Origin of the sequence: Providencia sp. JGM181, from assembly GCF_018257375.1 — a bacterium.
GTDB classification, from domain to species: domain Bacteria; phylum Pseudomonadota; class Gammaproteobacteria; order Enterobacterales; family Enterobacteriaceae; genus Providencia; species Providencia lanzhouensis.
Window position 1 is genome coordinate 1 of sequence record NZ_JAERJY010000005.1, and the last position, 23868, is coordinate 23868.

The 23868-nt window shown below is 42.1% G+C and carries 19 protein-coding genes; 6 read left to right on the forward strand and 13 right to left on the reverse strand.

Annotation, left to right across the window (positions count from 1 at the left end):
• Nucleotides 1-71: 71 nt before the first annotated feature.
• Nucleotides 72-1034: a thioredoxin-disulfide reductase gene (gene trxB / locus JK188_RS01700; RefSeq protein WP_211885029.1), complete on the reverse strand. Its 963-nt coding sequence runs from the start codon at nucleotides 1032-1034 to the stop codon at nucleotides 72-74.
• Between the two features lie 553 nt (nucleotides 1035-1587).
• Here trxB and lrp point away from each other — a divergent pair.
• The 5 genes from lrp (at nucleotide 1588) to serS (ending at nucleotide 9621) form a co-directional block, all read left to right on the forward strand.
• Nucleotides 1588-2082 carry a leucine-responsive transcriptional regulator Lrp gene (lrp, locus tag JK188_RS01705; RefSeq protein WP_004918089.1) on the forward strand — a complete coding sequence of 165 codons (495 nt, stop codon included), beginning with the start codon at nucleotides 1588-1590 and terminating at the stop codon, nucleotides 2080-2082.
• 412 nt (nucleotides 2083-2494) lie between these two features.
• Nucleotides 2495-6148, forward strand: a complete 3654-nt coding sequence (locus JK188_RS01710) for a DNA translocase FtsK 4TM domain-containing protein (RefSeq protein WP_211888622.1) — start codon at nucleotides 2495-2497, stop codon at nucleotides 6146-6148.
• Nucleotides 6149-6234: 86 nt separating this feature from the next.
• Nucleotides 6235-6855, forward strand: coding sequence for an outer membrane lipoprotein chaperone LolA (gene lolA, locus JK188_RS01715; RefSeq protein ID WP_211885031.1), 621 nt, complete (start codon nucleotides 6235-6237; stop codon nucleotides 6853-6855).
• A 24-nt stretch (nucleotides 6856-6879) separates the two neighbouring features.
• Nucleotides 6880-8223 (forward strand): replication-associated recombination protein A, encoded by a 1344-nt coding sequence (locus JK188_RS01720; protein WP_036951822.1) that lies wholly within the window; start codon nucleotides 6880-6882, stop codon nucleotides 8221-8223.
• Between the two features lie 105 nt (nucleotides 8224-8328).
• Nucleotides 8329-9621: a serine--tRNA ligase gene (gene serS, locus JK188_RS01725; protein WP_132494457.1), complete on the forward strand. Its 1293-nt coding sequence runs from the start codon at nucleotides 8329-8331 to the stop codon at nucleotides 9619-9621.
• A 79-nt stretch (nucleotides 9622-9700) separates the two neighbouring features.
• Here the strand turns inward: serS and JK188_RS01730 are convergent, their stop codons facing one another.
• The 6 genes from JK188_RS01730 to ycaO form a co-directional block, all read right to left on the reverse strand.
• Nucleotides 9701-10651 carry an Rpn family recombination-promoting nuclease/putative transposase gene (locus JK188_RS01730; protein WP_211885033.1) on the reverse strand — a complete coding sequence of 317 codons (951 nt, stop codon included), beginning with the start codon at nucleotides 10649-10651 and terminating at the stop codon, nucleotides 9701-9703.
• Between the two features lie 259 nt (nucleotides 10652-10910).
• The gene (locus JK188_RS01735; RefSeq protein WP_211885035.1) at nucleotides 10911-11762 is read right to left on the reverse strand and encodes a BPSS1780 family membrane protein; all 852 of its coding nucleotides are present in this window, start codon (nucleotides 11760-11762) and stop codon (nucleotides 10911-10913) included.
• Between the two features lie 205 nt (nucleotides 11763-11967).
• Nucleotides 11968-12762 carry a pyruvate formate lyase 1-activating protein gene (pflA, locus tag JK188_RS01740; RefSeq protein ID WP_154628552.1) on the reverse strand — a complete coding sequence of 265 codons (795 nt, stop codon included), beginning with the start codon at nucleotides 12760-12762 and terminating at the stop codon, nucleotides 11968-11970.
• A 112-nt stretch (nucleotides 12763-12874) separates the two neighbouring features.
• Nucleotides 12875-15157 carry a formate C-acetyltransferase gene (gene pflB, locus JK188_RS01745; protein WP_211885036.1) on the reverse strand — a complete coding sequence of 761 codons (2283 nt, stop codon included), beginning with the start codon at nucleotides 15155-15157 and terminating at the stop codon, nucleotides 12875-12877.
• A gap of 88 nt (nucleotides 15158-15245) precedes the next feature.
• Nucleotides 15246-16103, reverse strand: coding sequence for a formate transporter FocA (gene focA, locus JK188_RS01750; protein ID WP_036951809.1), 858 nt, complete (start codon nucleotides 16101-16103; stop codon nucleotides 15246-15248).
• A gap of 373 nt (nucleotides 16104-16476) precedes the next feature.
• Nucleotides 16477-18231 (reverse strand): 30S ribosomal protein S12 methylthiotransferase accessory factor YcaO, encoded by a 1755-nt coding sequence (gene ycaO / locus JK188_RS01755; protein WP_211885037.1) that lies wholly within the window; start codon nucleotides 18229-18231, stop codon nucleotides 16477-16479.
• A 235-nt stretch (nucleotides 18232-18466) separates the two neighbouring features.
• On the opposite strand from ycaO, the gene ansB reads away from it, so the two are divergent.
• Nucleotides 18467-19510 carry an L-asparaginase 2 gene (gene ansB, locus JK188_RS01760; RefSeq protein WP_211885038.1) on the forward strand — a complete coding sequence of 348 codons (1044 nt, stop codon included), beginning with the start codon at nucleotides 18467-18469 and terminating at the stop codon, nucleotides 19508-19510.
• A 176-nt stretch (nucleotides 19511-19686) separates the two neighbouring features.
• Here ansB and JK188_RS01765 read toward each other — a convergent pair whose 3' ends face one another.
• From JK188_RS01765 to JK188_RS17925, 6 genes are all read right to left on the reverse strand, one after another.
• Nucleotides 19687-20208: a bactofilin family protein gene (locus tag JK188_RS01765; RefSeq protein ID WP_230082503.1), complete on the reverse strand. Its 522-nt coding sequence runs from the start codon at nucleotides 20206-20208 to the stop codon at nucleotides 19687-19689.
• 431 nt (nucleotides 20209-20639) lie between these two features.
• On the reverse strand, nucleotides 20640-21086 hold the full coding sequence (gene fur / locus JK188_RS01770; RefSeq protein WP_036951797.1) for a ferric iron uptake transcriptional regulator: 447 nt from the start codon (nucleotides 21084-21086) through the stop codon (nucleotides 20640-20642).
• Between the two features lie 229 nt (nucleotides 21087-21315).
• Nucleotides 21316-21843 carry a flavodoxin FldA gene (gene fldA / locus JK188_RS01775; RefSeq protein WP_036951795.1) on the reverse strand — a complete coding sequence of 176 codons (528 nt, stop codon included), beginning with the start codon at nucleotides 21841-21843 and terminating at the stop codon, nucleotides 21316-21318.
• Between the two features lie 154 nt (nucleotides 21844-21997).
• The gene (gene ybfE, locus JK188_RS01780; protein ID WP_006662178.1) at nucleotides 21998-22291 is read right to left on the reverse strand and encodes a LexA regulated protein; all 294 of its coding nucleotides are present in this window, start codon (nucleotides 22289-22291) and stop codon (nucleotides 21998-22000) included.
• Between the two features lie 173 nt (nucleotides 22292-22464).
• Nucleotides 22465-22653, reverse strand: a complete 189-nt coding sequence (locus JK188_RS01785; protein WP_211885039.1) for a hypothetical protein — start codon at nucleotides 22651-22653, stop codon at nucleotides 22465-22467.
• A gap of 75 nt (nucleotides 22654-22728) precedes the next feature.
• Nucleotides 22729-23784, reverse strand: coding sequence for a tyrosine-type recombinase/integrase (locus JK188_RS17925; protein ID WP_154639021.1), 1056 nt, complete (start codon nucleotides 23782-23784; stop codon nucleotides 22729-22731).
• Nucleotides 23785-23868: the final 84 nt, after the last annotated feature.

Consider the following 23868-nt stretch of genomic DNA (forward strand, 5'->3'; position numbering starts at 1 on the left):
CCCATTCTATTTCGCTGCGAACTTAATGAACGACAACGCAAAAATGGGGCTTCTATTTTTAGATTAAAAAATTATTTCTTGTCTGCTAACCCGTCTAGGTAACGTTCCGCATCTAATGCTGCCATGCAGCCAGTACCGGCTGAAGTAATTGCTTGGCGGTAGATGTGATCCATAACATCGCCAGCAGCAAAAATTCCTTCAACGGATGTTTGAGTTGCGTTACCGTTGGTGCCGGATTGCACTTTAATATAGCCATTATTTAAGGCTAATTGACCGTCAAAAATTGCGGTGTTAGGGCTATGACCGATAGCAATAAAGGCGCCCATGACAGCAACATCTTCCGTTTTATTGGTTTTGGTGCAACGTAAACGAACGCCTGTAACGCCCATATCATCACCCAGAACTTCGTCTAATGTATTGTCGGTATGTAGAACGATGTTCCCATTTTCAACTTTATCCATCAGACGATTAACCAGAATTTTTTCCGCTCTAAAGCTATCGCGACGGTGAATTAAATGTACTTCAGACGCGATATTAGAAAGATACAGTGCTTCTTCAACGGCAGTATTACCACCACCGACAACCGCAACTTTTTGGTTACGATAGAAGAAACCGTCACAAGTTGCACAAGCAGAAACCCCGCGACCTTTAAATGCTTCTTCTGATGGCAGACCGATGTAACGAGCAGATGCGCCTGTCGCAATGATCAATGCGTCACACGTATATTCTGTATCATCACCAAACAGGCGGAAAGGGCGCTGCTGAAAATCCACTTTTGTAATGTGGTCGTTGATGATTTCAGTTTCGAATTTTTCCGCATGAGTATGCATGCGTTCCATGAGTCCTGGACCGGTTAAGCCTTCAGGATCACCCGGCCAGTTTTCAACTTCCGTGGTTGTGGTTAATTGACCGCCTTTTTCCACCCCAGTAATCAGTGCAGGGTGTAAATTTGCGCGAGCTGCGTAAACGGCTGCGGTATAACCGGCAGGGCCTGAACCTAAAATGATTAACTTGCGATGTGTGGTTGTGCTCATGAATTCCTCTTTTTAGTCTCAAAAAAGCATAAGGACGATTGTAGGAGAAATAGGGGGGTAACAAAAGTGATTTAACCATTCATTCATCGGAAGGGTACAAATCATTCTGATAGGCAATACCAATTAAGAGTTAAATAATGAGAGGGAAAGTGCTTTAATCACGAAACGGTAATTTTAGGAATTATCTTGAATTGCGTCTGCGAAACGTTTTACTGAAAAAAAAACCGAAATCTTGTACTGATTTTTATTCATTTACTTTGACAATCGGCTGCGCATTTGCGAAAACATCTATCTAAGAGTTAATTATCTAGCAGGTCAATGGAAATGGCGCATTTTTGTTCTTACTGGAAAATTAACTTTACGTCACACATTCAAGCAATGTCGCGACGATTGTAAGCCGCTCCAAAAGTAAATATGTTTCGGTTTACGAGAACTTCAGTTATGACGAATAGAATAGGTTCCACGCCCGCTAGTCCGCTTAGGAAGACTGACGTATAGATGGTGCCGTTTTATAAGATGTAGAAAATAACAATTAAAGAAAGAGAGATAAGAGATGATTGACAATAAAAAGCGTCCTGGCAAAGACCTTGACCGTATTGACAGGAATATACTGAACGAATTGCAAAAAGACGGGCGTATCTCTAACGTTGAACTATCTAAGCGTGTTGGTTTATCTCCAACGCCATGTTTAGAGCGTGTTCGTCGTCTTGAAAGACAGGGTTTCATTTCTGGTTATACCGCACTGTTGAATCCACATTATTTAGATGCATCGCTGCTGGTTTTCGTTGAAATCACTTTAAACCGTGGCGCGCCAGATGTGTTCGAACAATTCAACACAGCAGTTCAAAAACTTGAAGAAATTCAAGAGTGTCACCTCGTTTCCGGTGACTTTGACTATCTGTTGAAAACGCGTGTGCCAGATATGTCCGCATATCGTAAACTGCTAGGTGAAACGTTATTACGCCTTCCGGGTGTAAATGACACTCGTACCTACGTAGTTATGGAAGAAGTGAAACAAAGCAACCGTTTAGTGATTAAAACTCGCTAATTGCACTTTGTGTTCATCATTCCTGCACAGCAATCTGCATTGTTGTCGCACTGCTGTTTCAACGCTGGGTTTACTCAGCGTTGTTCCGTTTTTAAGCGCCATAATTTTTCTCTTTAATTCTCCCAATGGTTCTTTTTCGAACATTCTCTTGTCACTGTCCGCGATAGACTCAAAATTAGTCAGAAATTTTCATTTCAATTTATTGATTTTAAAGCTATAAACAATTAAGAATTTTGACCTTAAATAGAGTTTGAAACCCTATTCGTAAGATGAAATACTGAGTCTTATGGTCTCTATGGTGTGATAATTTGTCTTAATCGTCTTAATGCAGGCGCGTTTAGGGGATTAGTGTTAGAATAATCATAGGATAATCACGTATTAAGCAAGAACATCAGTCAGTAAAGAAACAATAATGAGCCAAGAATATACCGAAGATAAGTACATCAAATTTAAAAAGCTCAGTAGCGGTAGACGGCTATTAGAGGTGATTTTGTTGGCAATCTGCCTCTGTGCGATTTTTCTTATGGTCGCGCTATGGAGTTTTAATCCTTCTGACCCGAGTTGGTCGCAAACTAACTGGGATGCCCCCGTTAAAAATTTAGGGGGAAGTATTGGCTCATGGAGTGCGGATATCCTGTTTTCTGCATTTGGTATTCTCGCGTTTGCGATCCCGCCATTATTGTTACTCGGGTGTTGGGCAATTTATCACTATGAAAGCCAACGCCGCTATATTGACTTTTTCTCGCTCTCTTTACGCCTCATTGGCGGGTTAGCGCTGATCCTTTCATCTTGTGGTTTAGCCGCGCTCAACTTTGATGATTTACCCAACTTCGCCTCTGGCGGGGTCATTGGTAGTGTATTCAGTAATGCAATTATGCCGTGGTTTAACTCATTGGGCGCTACCTTAGCGCTGTTATTCCTCTGGGCAATCAGTTTCACCCTATTCACGGGTTGGTCTTGGCTGACGATCGCAGAAAAAATAGGGGCAGGGATATTACTTCCTATCACATTGCTAACAAACCGTGCCCGTGGTGATGAACTTGATGACTACGATTATGATGTTGAAGAGACGGAAGAGGCGCTACAGCGTGCTCAAATCGCTGAACATCAAGCAAATGATGAAAACCAACAATTTGATGCGGATGATGTTCTGTTTTCCGCCCCAACAGTCTCTGAGCTCGTTTCTGAGGATGTGCAGCTTGCGACTGAGCCACAGGTTATGGCGGATCCTCTATTAACGGCTGCGCCGCAATCCATTATTGAGCAAGCCCAGCCAAGCGCTTCTTTGGCAGAGCAGCCTACCTTTATTGCTCAACCAGCAGAAAATACAGCTTTACCGACATTTTCCGCGACAGAAGAGCCTTCAGCGACCAAAGAGCCGCAAACTTACCATTTTGAAGTGCCTGATGATTATCAGCCTCAAGTGGCACCGACTCAGGCATCTTCTCCTGCGCCTGTTATGCCTCAAGAACCAACATTTACGCCTGAGCCCGTTTTTGCTCCGGAACCTGTTTTTGAGTCTAAGCCTACAGCCCCAGTATTTACATCGCCACAGTTTACACCTTTAGAGCCAACCATTGATATGGGAAGCCCTGATGAGAGTGAATCTTCGGTAACTAGCCGTGTTGCTGATCCTGCGGCACTAGCAGCTGCGGGTATTTCGATTGCAGCGATGGAACGCCACGCGCAAGTGAAAAAGAATCTGGAACCAGAATTACCTCGTCCAAATCCAGTTCGTTTACCGACTCGCCGTGAGCTGTATGGTATTCGTATTCCATCTCAGCGTGATGCAGAGCTTCAACGTCGTCAAGAAGAGGCATCTCAGCGTGAGCAGGTATATCAGCAATGGTCTGCGACTGAAGAACCTGAAAATGAAGTGAAAACTAATGATGAGCTAGAGCAAGAAAGGTTGTTGCGCGTTCAATTCTTAGAGCAGCAACGTCAACGCTACGGCGAGCCAGATACGGATATGCAGGAGTTTGACGCTGCATTCCAGGTTAACCAGCCTGCGGTTGATTCTGTTGCCGCTTCAGATATTGCGCCAGAGCCAGAAACTCATCAAGATTATATGCCTGCGAGTACGTTTACTCAGCCAGAAATTGAACATCGTTGGGCTTCTGCTCCAGCATTTACGCCAGCTTTTGAGCCTACAAAGCAAATAGAGCCAACTTCACCTTCAGATATCCATCGCTTTACTGCCCATGCTGATGATGAGCATGAGCAGGATAATGATCTGGATGATTTTGAACCTAAAATTGATTTAAGTACGCCATTATCGGCATTTGAGCGTTTCTCGCCGGTGGATGATTTAGTCGATGATGAACCTGCAGCGCCGCTGTTTATGCCGTCATTTACCGAACCGCCAGTGCAAGCACATTCGATAACGCAAGAACAGCCAATAACACCGGCAAATAATGGAAATGAATTTGTTGCTCATCCTGCGGGGCAGCCTCAAACTGCAGCACAGCAGCCACAGCAGCCACAGCAGCCACAGCAGCCACAGCAGCCACAGCAGCCACAGCAGGATAGTTTATTCCACCCATTCTTAGTACGTAACGACCAACCGTTACCGAAACCAACGACGCCAATGCCGTCGCTTGACCTACTGGCGAGTCCACCAGAGCAAGAAGAGCCAGTGGATATGTTCAAATTAGAGCAAACCGCAAGGTTAATTGAAGCGCGCTTGAACGATTATCGGGTTAAAGCTGAAGTGGTTGGCTTCTCTCCAGGTCCCGTAATCACCCGTTTTGAGTTGGATCTTGCGCCGGGAGTGAAAGCAGCTCGAATTTCCACGTTATCCCGAGATCTTGCGCGTTCATTGTCGACAACAGCGGTTCGTGTTGTTGAGGTGATTCCAGGTAAACCCTATGTTGGTTTAGAGTTACCGAATGAAAAACGTCAAACCGTTTATTTGAGTGAAGTTTTAGACTGTGATGATTTTAGAAAAAATCCATCGCCGCTGACGATTGTTTTAGGGAAAGATATCGAAGGTGATCCAGTTGTTGCCGATTTGGCAAAAATGCCGCACTTATTAGTGGCGGGTACAACGGGATCCGGTAAATCGGTTGGGGTCAATGCGATGATCCTGAGTATCTTATATAAAGCGAAGCCTGAAGATGTTCGCTTTATTATGATAGACCCGAAAATGCTGGAACTTTCTATCTATGAAGGGATCCCGCACCTGTTAACTGAAGTCGTTACTGACATGAAAGATGCGGCAAATGCGCTGCGCTGGTGTGTCAATGAAATGGAACGCCGTTATAAACTGATGTCAGCATTAGGCGTACGTAATCTCGCGGGTTACAACGACAAAATTAAAGCGGCAGCGGATATGAATCGCCCAATCCCAGATCCATTCTGGAAGCCTGGCGACAGTATGGATATGGAACATCCAATGCTGAAAAAAGAACCTTATATCGTGGTGATGGTGGACGAATTTGCGGACTTAATGATGACCGCAGGGAAGAAAGTGGAAGAGTTGATTGCTCGTTTAGCACAAAAAGCGCGTGCAGCCGGTATCCACCTCGTTTTAGCGACCCAACGTCCATCGGTTGACATCATTACTGGGTTAATTAAAGCCAATATTCCAACGCGTATTGCCTTTACGGTATCGAGTAAGATTGACTCGCGCACTATTCTTGACCAAGGTGGTGCTGAATCACTGCTGGGTATGGGGGATATGTTGTATCTGCCACCAAACTCATCGATTCCAGTGCGTGTTCACGGTGCATTTGTCCGTGACCAAGAAGTTCACGCTGTCGTAAATGATTGGAAAGCACGCGGGAAACCGCAATATATTGATAGCATCACGACATGTAGCGATGATAGTGAAGGCGGTGGAAGTTCAGATAATGGTGATGAGGATCTCGACCCGTTATTTGATCAAGCTGTCGAATTTGTTGTTGAAAAACAAAGGGTATCCATCTCCGGTGTACAACGTCAATTCCGTATCGGTTACAACCGCGCAGCTCGGATTGTTGAGCAAATGGAAGACCAAGGGATTGTCAGTGAACCGGGGCATAATGGAAACCGAGAAGTATTAGCCCCGCCATCAATGGGATATTAATATTTCATGTGATAATTGCTGGTTTAATTCAAGGGGTGTATAAAGACATACGCCCCTTGTGGTATTAATTTTAAGGTCTTTTCTCGATGAAAAAAATGATGTTGTTAGGTGCATTAGCCCTGAGTTTAAACGTAGGTCAAGTATTGGCAGATGCGAGTCAAGACCTTCAAGATCGTCTGAGTAAAGTGAATAGCTTCCAAGCGAGCTTTTCTCAGAAAGTAACTAGCCCTGAAGGTGATCTTATCCAAGAGGGTGTCGGTGACTTGTGGATTGAACGACCTAACTTATTTAACTGGAATATGACTTCGCCGGATGAAAGTGTTCTGGTATCAGACGGTAAAAACCTGTGGTTTTACAACCCATTTGTTGAGCAAGTGACGGTGACAAACTTAGCTGATGCTACCCAAGATACGCCATTCCTGCTATTAACTCGCAACAATCCGCAGGATTGGAAACAGTATTCTATTGTCCAACAAGGCAATACGTTTGATCTGAAACCAAAACAATCTAACGGGACATTAAAAAGTTTCTCTATTACGGTTAACCCAAAAGGGACGATTGAGAAATTTGCTGCGGTTGAACAAGACGGACAAACCAGCGCCTATCAATTAAAACAGCAAAAAAATGGCCCAGTTGACCCAAGTAAATTCAAATTTACAGTACCAAAAGGGGTCACATTGGATGACCAGCGTTCTCGCGCTCACTAATATCTAGGGAGTAAAGAGGGTCTCGTGGGTAACTTATCTCTCGATTTTTCACAAAATGAATTCCAACCTCTGGCTGCGCGTATGCGGCCAGAAACGCTTGAGCAATATATTGGTCAAACACATTTACTTGCCGAAGGTAAACCATTACCACGTGCGATTAAGGCGGGTCATTTACACTCAATGATCTTGTGGGGACCTCCGGGAACGGGGAAAACTACGTTGGCTGAAATTATTGGTCACTATGCACAAGCGGATATCGAGCGTATTTCTGCGGTAACTTCAGGGATCAAAGAGATCCGTGAATCTATCGAAAAAGCGCGCCAAAATCGCAGTGCAGGGCGAAGAACCATTTTGTTTGTGGATGAAGTTCACCGCTTTAATAAAAGCCAGCAAGATGCTTTTTTACCTCATATTGAAGACGGTACCATCACTTTTATTGGTGCGACTACCGAAAACCCATCATTCGAACTCAACTCGGCACTGCTTTCTCGCGCAAGAGTCTATCTATTAAAATCCTTAGAAAGTAGTGAAATTGAAGAAGTGCTGTTACAGGCATTGGGCGATAGCACCCGGGGTTTAGGTGGACAAAATATCGTTCTTCCAGATAGTACCCGAAAAATGATCGCTGACTTGGTTAATGGGGATGCAAGGCGCTCATTGAATCTGCTGGAAATGATGTCGGATATGGCGGAGGCGGATAACCAAGGTCAACGAGTGTTAACTGCCGAGTTGCTCAAAGAAGTGAGTGGTGAACGCGCAGCGCGTTTCGATAATAAGGGTGACCGTTACTATGATTTGATTTCTGCGTTGCATAAATCAGTTCGTGGTTCAGCTCCCGATGCTGCGCTTTATTGGTATGCTCGGATTATTACCGCGGGCGGTGATCCTCTATATGTGGCTCGTCGTTTATTAGCGATTGCCTCTGAAGATGTCGGGAATGCCGACCCTCGAGCTATGCAAGTGGCGATTTCAGCATGGGATTGTTTTACTCGTGTAGGCCCGGCGGAAGGGGAGCGAGCGATTGCTCAAGCCATTGTTTATCTTGCATGCGCACCGAAAAGTAATGCCGTTTACACTGCATATAAAGCCGCAATTAAAGATGCTCAAATGCAGCCAGATTATGATGTTCCTGAACATTTAAGAAATGCCCCTACCAAATTAATGAAAGAGTTAGGTGTCGGTAAAGAGTATCGTTATGCTCACGATGAACCTAATGCTTATGCGGCGGGTGAAAACTATTTCCCTGAACCGATGAAAGCGACGCAATACTATTACCCAACGGCACGCGGGCTAGAAGGCAAAATTGCTGAAAAACTCGACTGGTTAGCCCAACAAGATCAAATTAGCACAACAAAACGCTATCGCTAATCGGGTCAATGCGGTAAGGTTATAAAGCAATAAAATATTCTAAATATAACGCCGGAGCGCGTTATATTCGCTCTCACAATTGACTAACAAAATCACAGGATAAGCATGCTCGATCCAAATTTACTGCGTACGGAGCTAGACGCGGTTGCTACAAAACTGGCTCGCAGGGGTTTTACCCTTGATGTGGAAAAGCTGCGTGAATTAGAAGAACGCCGCAAAGTTTTACAAGTTGAAACTGAAACCCTGCAAGCAGACCGTAACTCGCGATCGAAAACTATTGGTGCAGCGAAAGCGCGTGGTGAAGACATTGAGCCATTGCGTTTGGAAGTGAACCAATTAGGCGAAAAATTGGATGCTGCTAAAGCAGAGTTAGATAAGCTGCAACAAGAAATCCGTGATATTGCATTAAGTATCCCGAATATTCCTGATGATGAAGTGCCTGACGGTAAAGATGACTCAGAAAACTTAGAAATCACTCGTTGGGGGCAACCTCGCCAATATGATTTTGAAGTCAAAGATCATGTGAGCTTAGGTGAACTGGCTGGTGGTTTAGATTTTCCAGCGGCAGTGAAATTGACAGGTGCTCGTTTTGTTGTGATGAAAGGTCAAATTGCGCGTATGCACCGTGCATTAGCGCAATTTATGCTGGATTTACACACTGAACAACATGGTTATCAAGAGCTGTATGTTCCTTATTTAGTTAACCATGACACACTGTATGGTACTGGTCAGCTGCCGAAATTTGGTGAAGATTTATTCCACACTAAACCGTTGGAAGAAGAAGCGGATAGCAGCACTTATGCACTGATTCCAACTGCAGAAGTGCCAGTAACTAACTTAGTGCGTGATGAAATTTTAGATGAAGATTCACTTCCTCTGAAAATGACGGCTCATACACCATGTTTCCGTTCAGAAGCGGGCTCTTATGGTCGTGATACTCGTGGTCTTATCCGTATGCACCAATTTGATAAAGTTGAATTAGTGCAAATCGTGCACCCTGAGAAATCTATGGCAGCACTGGAAGAGTTAACTGGTCACGCGGAAAAAGTTCTGCAATTACTGGAGCTGCCATACCGTAAAGTGCTGCTGTGTACTGGGGATATTGGCTTTGGTTCACGCAAAACTTACGATTTAGAAGTTTGGCTGCCAGCGCAAAATACATACCGTGAGATTTCTTCTTGCTCAAACATGTGGGACTTCCAAGCTCGCCGTATGCAAGCGCGTTTCCGTGGTAAGAGTGACAAGAAAACCCAACTGGTTCATACATTGAATGGTTCTGGTTTAGCGGTGGGTCGTACTCTGGTTGCTGTGTTAGAAAACTATCAGCAAGCGGATGGACGCATTGAAGTGCCAGCGGTTTTACGTCCATATATGAAAGGCTTAGAATATATCGGCTAATTGATATATTTGATGTTGAAGGCTGAGCTTGGTTTTAGACTGGGCTCAGCCTTTTTTATTGTAAAAATAAGTGGTTAAGTTATAAGCTCAACACTTGAATTTCTGAATGGGACAATCCCGAGATTTGGCTAATAACATCAATACTGAGCCCCAGGCTTAAACTCGTTATGACCAGTGACCTCATGCGTTGACGAGTGTTAATAATTTCTTCTTTTCTCGCCTGCTCTATACCTTGCTCTATGCCTTGCTCTATACCTTTTTGCATTCCTTCATCCCTGAGTCTCTGTGCAATATTCATAATAGTTTCCTCATATTTTTCAGTTTGATTGATTAAAGCCTGTACTATTTGAGTGTAATCAGTGGAATCCATCACACTAAATAGATAGTTAATAATTAGAATCACATCATCTCGATGATTTTCATTTTCTTTAATCACATGTGCTAAGCGTTTAGATAGCAGAACAATATCACCCTGTCGGATTGAATACTTGAACGCTAACTCCATTGCAGCCACCTTCCGGTGGGTAAGAATTTCATCATCGCTGACAGCATTTACGTCAATTAGTGGTAGGGGATTACAATAAAGGTCATGGGCTAAATCTGACCACTGAAAGCAGTCTGTCCATGAGCGTGAATAAGGGTAAGGCGACGGATCACCATGATAAAACTGAATAGGGACGATAAGGGGTAAAGCATGATGACCCTGTTGTAGATGTTGATTCATTGCGGAGAACGCGTAATGCATTAAGCGCCAGCCCATTAATTTATCTGGAGTCGATTGGTGCTCAACTAATAGATAGAAGTAACCCGAACCTTGTTTTGTTTCGACTCTATAGAGCAAATCAGACAAGCGAGAACGCAGCGTTTTATCTATAAATGAAGCACTCGTTAGTATTAAAGTATCGAAATTACAGTATTGTGTAATACGACTTGGTAAATGTGCCTCGAAGAAATCCCTTGCATTACCAAGCTTAGTCATAAAGCCTTTGAATGCAGAATCATGGGGTTTAGAAACTAAGTGAATAGACATATCGATCCTTATCCCGAGCGGTTGACGACGAAATACTAACCAATATTTTTTAAGAAGTGGAAAAAAGTTAGTCCTAATTCTGGATAATAGCTTGACGGACTAACTTGTTGTTATAAATGATTTTATTTACTGATTTTAGTAATTAAAAAACACCTCATCGTTGTAACTTAACGCTGAGGTGTCAGGAGATAATTTCAGTCAATGTTGATGAGCTCAGTGCAAAACTTCCAAAGAAATTAGTGAGCTTCGTCCGCTTTAATTACACAATCAATGAACTGGTTTGTGACTGTTTAGACTCGGTAAAAAAGATACTGCGGTACGTACTGTAGTAAGTTGCGTACATAATTGGCATCGAGATAAATAATCCTAAGCCGAATGGGATAATGGAGACAAACATTAGCACCATGGCAATCAGGAAGAATAAGAAACCAGGTAATAGGTTTTTCTTCACTGCTTGTAAGCTGGCGGAGATGGATGTGCCAATTTTGAAATCATGATTCATGATAAGAGCGGGAGCAAACCATGTTAGTGCAGTGCCAAATAAGCTAGCTAATGCCATGACAATGCCCGCAAAAACAAATGTTCCAGTTGATGCAAATAAGGCTGCATCTGAAATACCATCGTATTGGTCAGCTTGCATCACTAAGCTAAAAATGGCCGAACCAGCAATCAGAAATGCAATTAACATTCCGACCATATTGGCAGCAAAGTTTATGGCGCCGATGGCAAATAGCTCACCAAATTTCTTTTGGAACCCAGAGAAAAGTAAACCAATATCCGCTTCGCCAGTTTTGCGTTGGTTTTCACAAATCGCAATGATCCCCCCGACGAAAACGGGAGTAACAAAACTCACAAACATGCTGACAATGGGTAGAAAAGCCATGGCGAAGATAATCAGGAAAAAGACAACGTTAATCAGGATCCACATGCCTAATTTTTCTTTGACCAGCGCCCACGCTTGGCTGATCCATTCAACGCCTTCTCCTGCTTGAACGGCGCGAGGTTCAGGCGTAAATACAAAGCTATCAACGGGCTCTTGAAGTGATGGTGTTTCAGGTGCTGGCGCTACAGGTGATATGTCGTTATCGACATGATCGTGTTCATTATTCATGGTAAATGACCTATTGGTAGTGATGAATTAGCAATGTTTATTATAGTGTTATGCTGCTATTGATTTATAAATTAAATTTAACTTGGGGATTATGCCTAAAAACTCAACATTATCAAAGCAGAGTAATCTGGTTACGAGGAAATAGGTGGGGTAGTGTAGAAGAAGGGATAATAAAGAGGCTCCCCGAAGGAAGCCCCATTTTAAATTAGTACATGACTTTTTTGCCGTAGCTTTCGAGGATGCTTTTTACTCTTTCCATCACTTCTTTTGATGGTGGTCTCACGCCATCAAGTTTGTATTCTTCACCCATGGTTTCCCATTTGTGTTTACCCAGCTCATGGTAAGGGAGCAGTTCAATTTTCTCGATATTATCCATATCTTTGACAAACTCACCGAGCATATGGACTGAGTGATCATCGTCACTCCAGCCAGGGACAACGACATAGCGGATCCAGGTCTTTTGATTGCGTTTAGCGAGGTAGCGAGCAAATTCTAAGGTGCGATGATTGGAAACACCGACGAGTTTTTGGTGGATCTCATCATCAAGCTGTTTTAAGTCAAGCATGACAAGATCAGTGACTTCCATCAGCTCATCAATGACGGGGTCATAACGACGAACAAATCCATTAGTGTCTAAACAGGTATGGATGTTTTCTTTTTTACAAGCGCGGAACCAATCACGGACAAAATCAGCCTGTAAAATAGCTTCACCACCAGATGCGGTTACACCACCACCTGTAGCGTTCATAAAATGGCGATAAGTGACGGCTTCTTTCATTAACTCATCAACAGTGACCATGTTACCGGTATGGGTATCCCATGTATCACGATTATGGCAATACAGGCAGCGCATTAGGCAGCCTTGAAAGAAGACAATAAAGCGGATCCCTGGTCCGTCGACGGTACCACAGGATTCGAAGGAGTGAATTCGCCCAAACGTCGCAGGTGGCGAGGTGGTCGAAATTTCAGTCGTTGGAATAGTCTTTTGCGTTGTTGACATAGCAGGAACTCACAGAATGTAGAATTATAATTTGTTATCTTTGACTAAGATAGAAAGGCCCCAATGGGAGGGGCCTTTTATTTATTTTACGTTATAGAATCTTAGCAAAGTCTTACAGAGTACTGGTGAAAGTACGAGTAATAACGTCTTGCTGCTGTTCTTTAGTCAGAGAGTTAAAGCGCACAGCGTATCCTGATACACGGATAGTCAGTTGCGGATATTTCTCTGGGTTTTCCATTGCGTCTAACAGCATTTCGCGGTTCATAACGTTCACGTTTAAGTGCTGACCACCCTCGATAGAGGATTCATGGTGGAAGTAACCATCCATCAGACCCGCTAAGTTAGTTTTACGCACTTCGTCGTCTTTACCTAATGCATTTGGAACGATAGAGAAGGTATAAGAAATACCATCTTTCGCGTAAGCAAACGGCAGTTTAGCCACTGAAGTCAGTGATGCAACCGCACCTTTTTGGTCACGACCGTGCATTGGGTTAGCACCTGGTCCGAATGGAGCGCCAGCACGACGACCATCTGGGGTATTACCTGTTTTCTTACCATACACAACGTTAGAAGTGATGGTCAGAACTGACTGAGTTGGAACCGCGTTACGGTAAGTAGGCAGTTTCTGGATTTTCTTCATGAAACGTTCTACTAAGTCACAAGCGATGTCATCAACACGTGGGTCGTTGTTACCAAATTGTGGGTATTCACCTTCGATTTCGAAGTCGATAGCAATACCATCTTCGTCACGAATTGGTTTAACTTTTGCGTATTTGATTGCAGACAGTGAGTCAGCTGCAACAGATAGACCTGCGATACCACATGCCATTGTACGGTAAACATCACGGTCATGAAGTGCCATCAGTGCTGCTTCATAGCTGTATTTATCGTGCATGAAGTGGATGCAGTTCAGCGCAGTGACGTACTGAGTTGCTAACCAATCCATAAAGTGGTCCATTTTGTCCATCACGGTATCGAAATCAAGAACTTCGTCCATGATTGGAGCATGTTTAGGACCGACTTGCATTTTCAGTTTTTCGTCCACACCACCGTTGATGGTGTACAGCATAGTTTTCGCTAAGTTTGCACGAGCACCGAAGAACTGCATTTGTTTACCAACAATCATTGGGCTCACGCAACATGCGATTGCGTAGTCATCATTGTTGAAGTCAGGACGCATTAAGTCATCGTTTTCATACTGTACAGATGAAGTATCGATAGACACTTTTGCTGCGAACTTTTTGAAGTTCATTGGCAGTTTCTCTGACCACAGGATAGTCATGTTAGGCTCTGGAGATGGGCCCATGGTATACAGTGTGTTCAGGAAACGGAAAGTGTTTTTAGTCACCATAGTACGGCCATCAAGACCCATACCAGCCAGTGATTCTGTTGCCCAGATTGGGTCACCAGAGAACAGCTCATCGTATTCAGGAGTACGTAAGAAACGAACCATACGCAGTTTCATGACTAAGTGGTCAATCAGTTCTTGCGCTTGTTCTTCTGTGATTTTACCTGCTTCTAAGTCACGTTGGATGTACACGTCTAAGAACGTAGATACACGACCAAATGACATCGCTGCACCGTTTTGAGATTTAACAGCGGCTAAGTAACCGAAGTAAGTCCATTGAACAGCTTCTTGTGCGTTAGTTGCAGGACCGGAGATGTCGTAGCCATATTTAGCAGCCATCTCTTTGATTTGACCCAGTGCACGGTGCTGTTCTGCAATTTCTTCGCGCAGTTGGATAGTCATTTGCAGGTCTTCACCTTTCTCTAATCTTTCTTGCAGAGAGGTGAATTGGTTGAACTTGTCTTTCATCAGGAAATCAATACCGTACAGCGCAACGCGACGGTAGTCACCGATGATACGACCACGACCATAAGCATCTGGTAAACCGGTTAAGATACCGGATTTACGGCATTTTAAGATGTCTGGAGTATAAACATCGAAAACACCTTGGTTATGGGTTTTACGGTATTCTGTGAAGATTTTTTTCAGGCTAGGATCTAAAGTACGATCGTAAGCTTTACATGAACCTTCAACCATTTTGATACCACCGAACGGGATAAGACCACGTTTCAGAGGTGCGTCAGTTTGTAAACCAACGACAGTTTCTAAGTCTTTGCTAATGTAACCTGCATCATGGGAAGTGATTGTTGATGCAACGTCTGTATCAAAATCAACTGGCGCGTGAGTGCGGTTTTCGATTTTGATCCCTTCCATGACTTTTTCCCACAGCTTATCAGTCGCTGGAGTAGAGCCTGCTAAGAAAGATTCATCACCTTCATACGGAGTATAGTTTTTCTGAATAAAGTCACGGACGTTGACGTTATTCTGCCAGTCACCTTGGCTAAAACCTTGCCATGCTAAAGCGAATTTTTCATTTAATTCGGACATGATACTTTTACCTTTTAACAATGGATCTTTGAGGGATCTTAATAAATCTTTGTGTACTTGTAATATCGAGCATATTAACCAATTTCGATTAATGTTTTTCGCTATTACGTAGATGCATTAACCAGTAAATCAGGCCGACTAACACTGCGCCGCCAATAATATTTCCGATAGTTACTGGTATTAAGTTTTCGGTAATAAAGTTTCCAACTGTTAAGTTAGAAAATTGTTCTGGTGCCATGTTGATATTTGACCAAAATTCAACAGGGGCGAATTCTTTAATCATGATAGCTAGAGGGATCATAAACATATTTGCAATGCTATGTTCAAAGCCACTAGCGACAAACATTGCGATTGGCAGAACTAATACTACCAGTTTGTCAGTTAGGCTACGACCGGCATAGCTCATCCAAACTGCTAAGCAAACCATTAAGTTAGCTAAAATACCTAAAAAGACAGCTTCAACAAAAGTATGGTGCAATTTGTAGTTAGCCGTTTGAAGAACGTTTAACCCCCATTGCCCATTCGCCGCAGCATATTGGCCTGCAAACCAAATAATAGCGACAAAAAACAGTGCGCCAATTAAGTTGCCAATATAAACGTTGAACCAATTGAGGAACATTTTTCCCCAAGTAATTTTGCCTGTTGCTTTAGATACGATGGTAAGAACAGTGGATGTAAATAAGTCAGCACCGCATACAACAACTAACATTAGTCCAAGGGAGAAGCAGATACCGCCAATCAGTTTAGTAAAACCGTAAGGAGCACTTGCTGCACCTGTCGTTGCAGTGATATAGAAAACGAAAGCGATAGAGATAAAGATACCAGCAGTGAATGCTGACAAGTAGGTAATAGCTGGGTGTTTGTTCGTTTTATAAACACCTGCATCATCAGCAACTTGCGCCATGACAGCAGGAGATAATAAATTAAAAGGGTTGTCAGCTTTCATACTAACACTCTCTTACAAAGTTGATTAATTATAGCACGCAATTATAGTAACAAACGGGTGTGACGATAAATTTGATGTGGATCATGAAGTGTTGAGAGAACGGGGTGGAAACAGTATAAAAAACGTCAAAATTTCATCTAATTATTTGATTTTAATATGAAAAATATTTTTTAAATTTTATAAAAAAATTTTATAAAACAGCTCAAAACGCTCTCGATAAGTAAAATGTTACAGATGATTGTTAATGAATTTCGATAATTATTATGTGATTGAAATTAAATATTGCTTAAGTAAAGATAAAAGCCCAGAGGCTTTTATCTCAAATCATCTTAAACCCCCACCAAGCCTATGGATTTGGTGGGAGGTTTTCTAATTAAGCATTAGCACGCTTCGCTTTTTGTAGCTTTTCGTAAGCTGCTAAAAGCCCTTGATGAGCTGGTAATGCTTTGAGCTCTTCATCAATTGACCATAATCCGTAGAAGCTTGATTCACCCGCAATTGCTGCTGACGCCGCATCTACCGCCTCTTGACCATACATACGGACAAAAGCTTGATAGTATTGAGCTGGCTCTCTTTCTTCTTCTTGGGAAAGTAGCAGCAGAGTATGTAAGCAGCGGTAGTAGTTAGCGCGTTCTGGCGTGAATACGGAACTGTTGAAGTCTTGTGTCCATTCAACCCAAGCCAATGCTTGTTCAAGGTCTCCACCCGCTAAGGCTAACATTGATTTCAATTCGCCAATACGTAGATTGCTCCAGCCATTATCTTTACCAACAGCCAAACCTAATAGTTCGCGCACACGGGTAAAGTCATCTAATCCGTCATCATCTAACTGTTCAATGAGAGCAAGATAATCTTCTTTTTCCCACTGACTATCAGGAAGGGACATAATGGTGTCGCGCAGGTAAGCACCCATTGCATTGTTGGCAATATGCAAATCTTCTACAGGATAGATATCTGACATACCTGGCACCAAGATACGGCAGGCATACACACCTAAATGACTGTAATCAGCGATATACACTTCTGCGTCAAGTTTGTTGAAGATTGCCATTAACGTTGCAAATTCTTCTGTCGTGGTGCCTTTAAAGCTCCAGTCTGCGAATGGATAATCTGCATCGTCTTTAAACATATCCCAGCTAATTAAACCGCTAGAATCGATAAAGTGAGTTTCTAAGTTTGTGTGCTCACCAACTTCTTCATCATCAAAGGTTGGGGCGTTAAACACGTCCAAATCTTTCAGTCCACGACCTTGCAGTAATTCAGTGACTGTACGCTCTAAGGCAACACCAAAATCAGGGTGCGCGCCGAAAGAGGCAAAACAAGTCCCGTTCTGTGGGTTAAACAGCACCACGCAGATGACTGGGAATTGTCCACCCAAAGAGGCGTCGTAACAGAAGATAGGGAAGCCTTCGTTTTCCAGTGTTTCAATCGCTGCGACTACACCAGGGTAGCGAGCCATTACATCGGTAGGGATCGTTGGTAAACTAATGCTTTCGGCAATAATTTTATTTTTAACAAAGCGCTCGAACACTTCGGATAACCCTTGTACACGGGCTTCGTTTGCGGTGTTTCCGGCTGACATTCCATTAGACACATACAAGTTGCCGACGATATTCATTGGAATATAGACGGTGCTGTTATCAGATTGACGTGTAAATGGCAGGGCACAAATACCGCGTTCTTCATTACCTGATTGCAGGTCAATCAGCTGGCTTCCTGCGAGTGCATTGTCAGGATCATAGAAAGCAACCAAGCGCTCATCCAGCAAACCGGCTGGCAGGCTATCATCTTCAGTTAACGGGAACCATTTCTCATTAGGATAATGAACGAAATCCCCTTCTGCGATGGATTTACCTAAATAGAAATCCGCGAAGAAATAGTTGGTGGATAAACGCTCAAAATATTCACCGAGAGCAGAGGCTAAAGCCGCTTTTTTACTTGCGCCTTTACCGTTGGTAAAGCACAGCGGGCACTCTTTGTCACGAATATGAACGGACCAAACATTTGGAACCGGATTCAGCCAAGAGGCTTCTTCGATATCGAATCCTAAATTTTTCAGTTTGGTTTGGAATGCATCAATGGAGACTTCGAGTGCGGCATCTTTGCCGGGAATAAATGTTTGGCTCATTGTCAGTCACTTGTAAATGGCTTGTTTCAGATAGCGGCTATGATACGGGCTTTTTGCTTAGTGCTCACGCTTTTTATGCTGAGCTCACGCTTTTTATTCAAGACAGAAAAATAGCGAAAAATTAAAATTTACTAAAATGACAAAGTCGATCACAAAACTCTCAGATTAAATCCACATAATAACGTGAGTTTATTTTTAATATTATGCTCGTTAATTTTAGTTAAAGGAAAATAGGATGAAAAACCGAAATAAAGCGTTGTTAGCCACACTGGTTTCACTGTTTGCCGTATCAGCATTTGCACAACCGAATATTACGGTGTTGGCAACGGGCGGAACCATTGCGGGTGGTGGAGAATCAGCAACAGGTTCAAGCTACCAAGCAGGGAAAGTAGGAATTGACTCTTTACTCAATGCAGTACCAGAGACTAAAAAAATTGCTAACCTGAGTGGTGAGCAGCTGGTGAATATCGGTTCTCAAGATATGAATGACCAAGTTTGGTTAACTCTCGCCAAAAAAATTAATCAAGATTGTAATAAAACTGATGGCTTTGTGATCACTCATGGTACTGACACCATGGAGGAAACAGCCTTTTTCCTTGATTTAACTACTGCCTGCAAAAAACCGATTGTGATGGTGGGGGCAATGCGTCCTTCCACGGCTTTGGGCGCTGACGGTCCATTGAACCTATACAACGCTGTCGTATTAGCATCTGATAAATCTGCAGGAGAGCGTGGCGTGCTGATGGCGATGAATGACAAAGTGATCCAAGGTCGCAATGTCATGAAAATGAGCACAACAGAAGTTCAAGCCTTTGATGCCGTGAATGCGGGGGCAGAAGGTTATATTCATGATGGTAAAGTCACCTATTATCAAGCACCTCAGCCTCGTGGTGATAAACCTGTTTTTGATGTCAGTAAGTTAGATAAATTACCGGAAGTGGGTATTGTCTATAACTATGCGAATGCATCTTCAGCACCAGTAAAAGCACTGCGCGAAGAAGGCGCTAAAGGTATTGTGAGTGCTGGTGTTGGTAACGGGAATATGTACAAAACTATTTTTGATGCATTAGCCAATGCAGCGAAAGATGATGTTGTCGTGGTGCGTTCTAGCCGTGTACCGACGGGCTATACAACGCGAAACGCAGAAGTGAATGATAATGAATATGGGTTTGTAGCATCTGAAAGATTGAATCCACAAAAATCTCGTGTATTACTGCAATTAGCATTAACACAAACGAAAGATCCGAAAAAAATCCAAGAGATGTTTGAACAATATTAATATTTAATAATAGGCGGCAGAGATGTCGCCTTTATTCTATTTTTATTACGTATAAGCCGTGTTCTTTTGGGGATGAGTTAATTTGTATAATCAAAATAACTCGACAATAAATACCTATAAATAAGGTAAATCAGTTATTATCGAGCAATTCTATATCATCTATTTAACAAATTTAATTATAAAGAACCCACGTCAGGTGTTTGAGCTTCTGGTTTTCCTTGTTTGGATTTTTCTTTAAATACGGCAACATTACCTTCTGATTTAACCGCAGATTTGACTTCTGCTAAACCAGAAAAAATTCCGCCTTTTTTGATGGATAAATTTGAATAGCGAATCGTGCCGTAGATTTCACCATTAGTATCAATACTAATGGTTTCTGAAATACATTCCCCTTCCACTTTACCGTTTACCCACAACTCATTGCTGGTGATATTGCCGGTAACTTGACCATTTTGCATGATTTTAACGGTATTATTTTTACCAGCAATGTTGCCAATGACTGTGCCATAGATATGAACCTGTTCATTGGAGGTAATATTGCCTTCAAATACAACATCTTTGGCGATGATAGTATTGGTTTTTTCTTCGCTGATCATTGGTGACGATACTTGCATTTTTTCCTCAGCAATTTGCTGCATGATTTCTTCTTTATTGATAGTGGGAGTGGGTTCTGGTTTGCTTTGTTTTTTATTGAACATGCGACTAACCTTTTTGTAATTGAAGTATAAAACTAAACAAATGATCGAAGATATAAAGGCAACGGATGCCACGATGGTATATCTAAAAAACCACGCTATCAAAGTAAGAAACCAGAAGAAAAAACTTATGTTCAAAAACAGATATGTTTTCTTCATTCCTTAATCTCTTACACACAAATTTGATAATTAGTATAAATTAAAATAGCACATAACAAATTAAAGAATAGAGGATGATTTTGGTTTTATCTGAAGAAATAAAGCTATGTATTTTTAAAAAATAGTCGCTAATTTTCAGCTAAAGAGCAGAAATAGGGAAATGTTAAGTATGTTCAAATAAAAATACCCACTAATAAACATTAAGTGGGTATAATTAACATTAAATGATTCATTAAATAAAGCGCGCTTTTAGTTATTCGCGCCTGATTAAGTCATTATTTAGCTTCGTGCGCAGCACTATTTTCACGACAATCGCCTTCAGCACAGTGACCGTACAAATATAAACTGTGGTTAGAGAGTTTGATACCGTGACGAGCAGCGATGTCATGCTGACGCTTTTCGATTGATTCGTCAGTGAATTCGATAACCTTGCCACAATCTAAACAGATCAAGTGGTCATGGTGGTGTTGCTGAGTTAATTCAAATACGGATTTTCCACCTTCGAAATTGTGACGAGTCACAATACCAGCATCATCAAATTGGTTTAATACGCGGTAAACAGTGGCTAACCCGATTTCTTCACCAATATCAATCAGCTTTTTGTAGAGATCTTCCGCACTGACGTGATGGCACTCAGGCTCCTGAAGTACTTCCAAAATCTTTAATCTTGGAAGAGTGACTTTGAGTCCTGCATTTTTCAATGCTTTATTATTGTCTGTCATGCGGGCTTGTCCTGTATTTTAAATCATAAATTTAACAATAATGAGACGTTTTTAACAAAAATCCAGTTGTCTTCTAAACTGATTTACAATTATAGGCATGGAAAATAAAAATAGAAACCATGCATTGTCTCATTATTTTGATTCGTTCTTAAAAGCGAGTTCATTAGATAGAGGGATTAATCCATCATATCGAATGGCTCCCGCTTTTAATTGACAATCTATGTCATTATTAGCCAAGGATTTCAGCCAGAGACATCTCTTCAGAGATTTGTTTAACCCAAGCGTCAACACGCTCTTCGGTCAGTTCTGGTTGACGATCTTCATCGATAGCAAGACCGATAAAGTGGTTATCGTCCGCCATACCTTTAGAAACTTCAAAGTGGTAGCCTTCAGTTGGCCAATGACCGACGATCACTGCACCACGCGGCTCAATGATGTCACGGATAGTTCCCATCGCATCACAGAAATATTCTGCGTAGTCTTCTTGGTCTCCACAACCAAACAGTGCGACAAGCTTGCCGTCAAAATCAATTTCTTCCAATGTTGGGAAGAAATCATCCCAATCACACTGAGCTTCACCGTAGTACCACGTAGGGATGCCAAGAAGTAGGATATCAAACGCTTCGATATCTTCTTTGCTGCATTTAGCAATATCGTGAACTTCTGCAACATCTTTGCCTAATCTTTCTTGGATCATTTTGGCAATATTTTCTGTGTTACCTGTGTCACTTCCGAAGAAAATGCCTATAACTGCCATAAAGTGATTAACCTCTTGTTTTTCTAGTAGAGAGTATAAATTACCGATTCTGCTAGAACTAAAAATAGAACGAAAATAGGTAAAATTTTGCGCCTTATTTTGGCGAAAAAAACAGTGTTAGTCTGTCAAATTTGTGTGATTTACCCAGATACGGCTAGTGATCAATTGTCTCACTAACCTGCTCAAGTTGAGCCATCAAAATTTCTTCAATTAGCTCACTTCGGCTTATGTTTTTCTCTTCAGCTAATTGGTTTAAGACCGCGACAGCGTCTTCATTTAATTTCAGCTCAACTCGACGTAAGCCTTTGACTTTGTCTCGTTTTAGCTGATTTCGTTTATTGATTCGTAATTGTTCATCCCGCGACAACGGGCTCGTTTTTGGTCGCCCAGGCCTGCGTTCTTCTGCGAACAAATCCAGTGTGGTGCGGTCAGTTTGTTCTTTTGCCATATCTACTATTGCTAACGGAAGGGGTGTGCCAGTAATTCAGCGGGCAATGATACCCTAGCTGAATCCCTAGTACCATAGGTGCATACCCCGCTAATTCATCTAATAGATTAAAAAAAAAGCACTTTTAAGAAAAAAGCATCACCCAAAGAGTAAGTGATGCTTTTTTGTTCAGGTTAACGTGTTTGCTGTTGCCACAAATTGGCATAAACACCATTCAATTTTAGAAGGTTCTCATGAGTTTCCGCTTCGGCAACTTCACCATTACGTATCACGTAAATTTTATCGGCATTCATAATAGTATTGAGGCGATGGGCAATGCTAATCACGGTTCTGCCTTGGGTAATTAATGGCATATTTTGCATAATGGCGGATTCTGATTCGTAATCACGAGCTGTAGTGCTATTTATTTTTTAACGCCAATAAATATTACTTACATATCAGCCAGTTAAAAGTGTTAGGTGTGGCTTTTTTCTGGCTTCACTATTTGACTGTGTCGAAATTGTGACGTTGCTACTGTACTTGGTTAAATGTTGACCGCTAAAGTGAGCATACTTTTGAACCATCTCAAGAGTTTCCCATCCACCCATTTCCTTGAGTACCATTAATGGGGTTCCACTTTGTGCGTGCCAACTTGCCCATGTATGCCTCAAATCATGGAAGGTAAAATTGACAATACCAGCATCCTTTTTTGCTTTGTCATAATGCTCTCGATAATAATTGGTTCTTCTCGTTCCATTTTTGTTTGAGAAAACCCAATTGCTGATCCTTTCATCATACATTCTTGATAGAACTGACACAGCATCGTCATTCAAAGGAATGCTTCTGGCAACTCCTGACTTTGCATTGTCAGCTGTGATGTATGCTGTTCTATTGACGAGGTCAACATTCTTCCATGTTAGCGTTAGGATTTCGCTTTTTCGCATTCCAGTCATTAGCGCTATAGTTACAAGGTCATTCATCCACTGAATGCTGATTTTTGATAGTAGCTCTCCAGCTTCATCTGGAAGCAACCACCTAACTCTAGCCTTTGGCTCCTTCATTTTAGGTATGTATAATGAAGTCATTAGCCACCCCATTTTGTGTGCTAATGAGAATGCTCTGATGATGAAAGACCTATATCTATTCCTTGTTGCATTTGACACCTTACCTTTTGTCATTTGGCTATAAACAGGCAAGGAATTAGATATTTCATCACTGGTGATCGTTGATATTTTCCTGCCTTTGAATATCAACTGAAAATATTCTGCATAAGCTAGCTTTGTTTCATAAGTTGCTTGCCCCTCAGAATCTTGAAGCACCAGATTCATCATTTCCTCAAATGACCTATCCGGTACTTTATTCAGCTTTTCGACTTGCCATAGCTCATGCTTTAGCTTGTCATGATATTCTTGAGCTTTGACTTTCTCCTCTGTGCCAGTCGATTTGCGAACTCTTTCTCCGCTTGGAGTTGCGATATCAACCCAGTACTTTTTACCTCTTTTGTAGATCGGCATGTTTTTCTCCCATCACCGACTACAGCCAGCCGGTAGACATTATTGTCGTTAAACTGCGCCTGTTCAAACTTTTTCAGGCTTTCC

Excerpts from the sequence above, each read along its gene's own strand:
- trxB (WP_211885029.1), bottom strand. The coding sequence starts at position 1,034 with ATGAGCACAACCACACATCGCAAGTTAATCATTTTAGGTTCAGGCCCT.
- lrp (WP_004918089.1), top strand. The coding sequence starts at position 1,588 with ATGATTGACAATAAAAAGCGTCCTGGCAAAGACCTTGACCGTATTGAC.
- JK188_RS01710 (WP_211888622.1), top strand. The coding sequence starts at position 2,495 with ATGAGCCAAGAATATACCGAAGATAAGTACATCAAATTTAAAAAGCTC.
- lolA (WP_211885031.1), top strand. The coding sequence starts at position 6,235 with ATGAAAAAAATGATGTTGTTAGGTGCATTAGCCCTGAGTTTAAACGTA.
- serS (WP_132494457.1), top strand. The coding sequence starts at position 8,329 with ATGCTCGATCCAAATTTACTGCGTACGGAGCTAGACGCGGTTGCTACA.
- JK188_RS01730 (WP_211885033.1), bottom strand. The coding sequence starts at position 10,651 with ATGTCTATTCACTTAGTTTCTAAACCCCATGATTCTGCATTCAAAGGC.
- JK188_RS01735 (WP_211885035.1), bottom strand. The coding sequence starts at position 11,762 with ATGAATAATGAACACGATCATGTCGATAACGACATATCACCTGTAGCG.
- pflA (WP_154628552.1), bottom strand. The coding sequence starts at position 12,762 with ATGTCAACAACGCAAAAGACTATTCCAACGACTGAAATTTCGACCACC.
- pflB (WP_211885036.1), bottom strand. The coding sequence starts at position 15,157 with ATGTCCGAATTAAATGAAAAATTCGCTTTAGCATGGCAAGGTTTTAGC.
- focA (WP_036951809.1), bottom strand. The coding sequence starts at position 16,103 with ATGAAAGCTGACAACCCTTTTAATTTATTATCTCCTGCTGTCATGGCG.
- ycaO (WP_211885037.1), bottom strand. The coding sequence starts at position 18,231 with ATGAGCCAAACATTTATTCCCGGCAAAGATGCCGCACTCGAAGTCTCC.
- ansB (WP_211885038.1), top strand. The coding sequence starts at position 18,467 with ATGAAAAACCGAAATAAAGCGTTGTTAGCCACACTGGTTTCACTGTTT.
- JK188_RS01765 (WP_230082503.1), bottom strand. The coding sequence starts at position 20,208 with ATGTTCAATAAAAAACAAAGCAAACCAGAACCCACTCCCACTATCAAT.
- fur (WP_036951797.1), bottom strand. The coding sequence starts at position 21,086 with ATGACAGACAATAATAAAGCATTGAAAAATGCAGGACTCAAAGTCACT.
- fldA (WP_036951795.1), bottom strand. The coding sequence starts at position 21,843 with ATGGCAGTTATAGGCATTTTCTTCGGAAGTGACACAGGTAACACAGAA.
- ybfE (WP_006662178.1), bottom strand. The coding sequence starts at position 22,291 with ATGGCAAAAGAACAAACTGACCGCACCACACTGGATTTGTTCGCAGAA.
- JK188_RS01785 (WP_211885039.1), bottom strand. The coding sequence starts at position 22,653 with ATGCAAAATATGCCATTAATTACCCAAGGCAGAACCGTGATTAGCATT.
- JK188_RS17925 (WP_154639021.1), bottom strand. The coding sequence starts at position 23,784 with ATGCCGATCTACAAAAGAGGTAAAAAGTACTGGGTTGATATCGCAACT.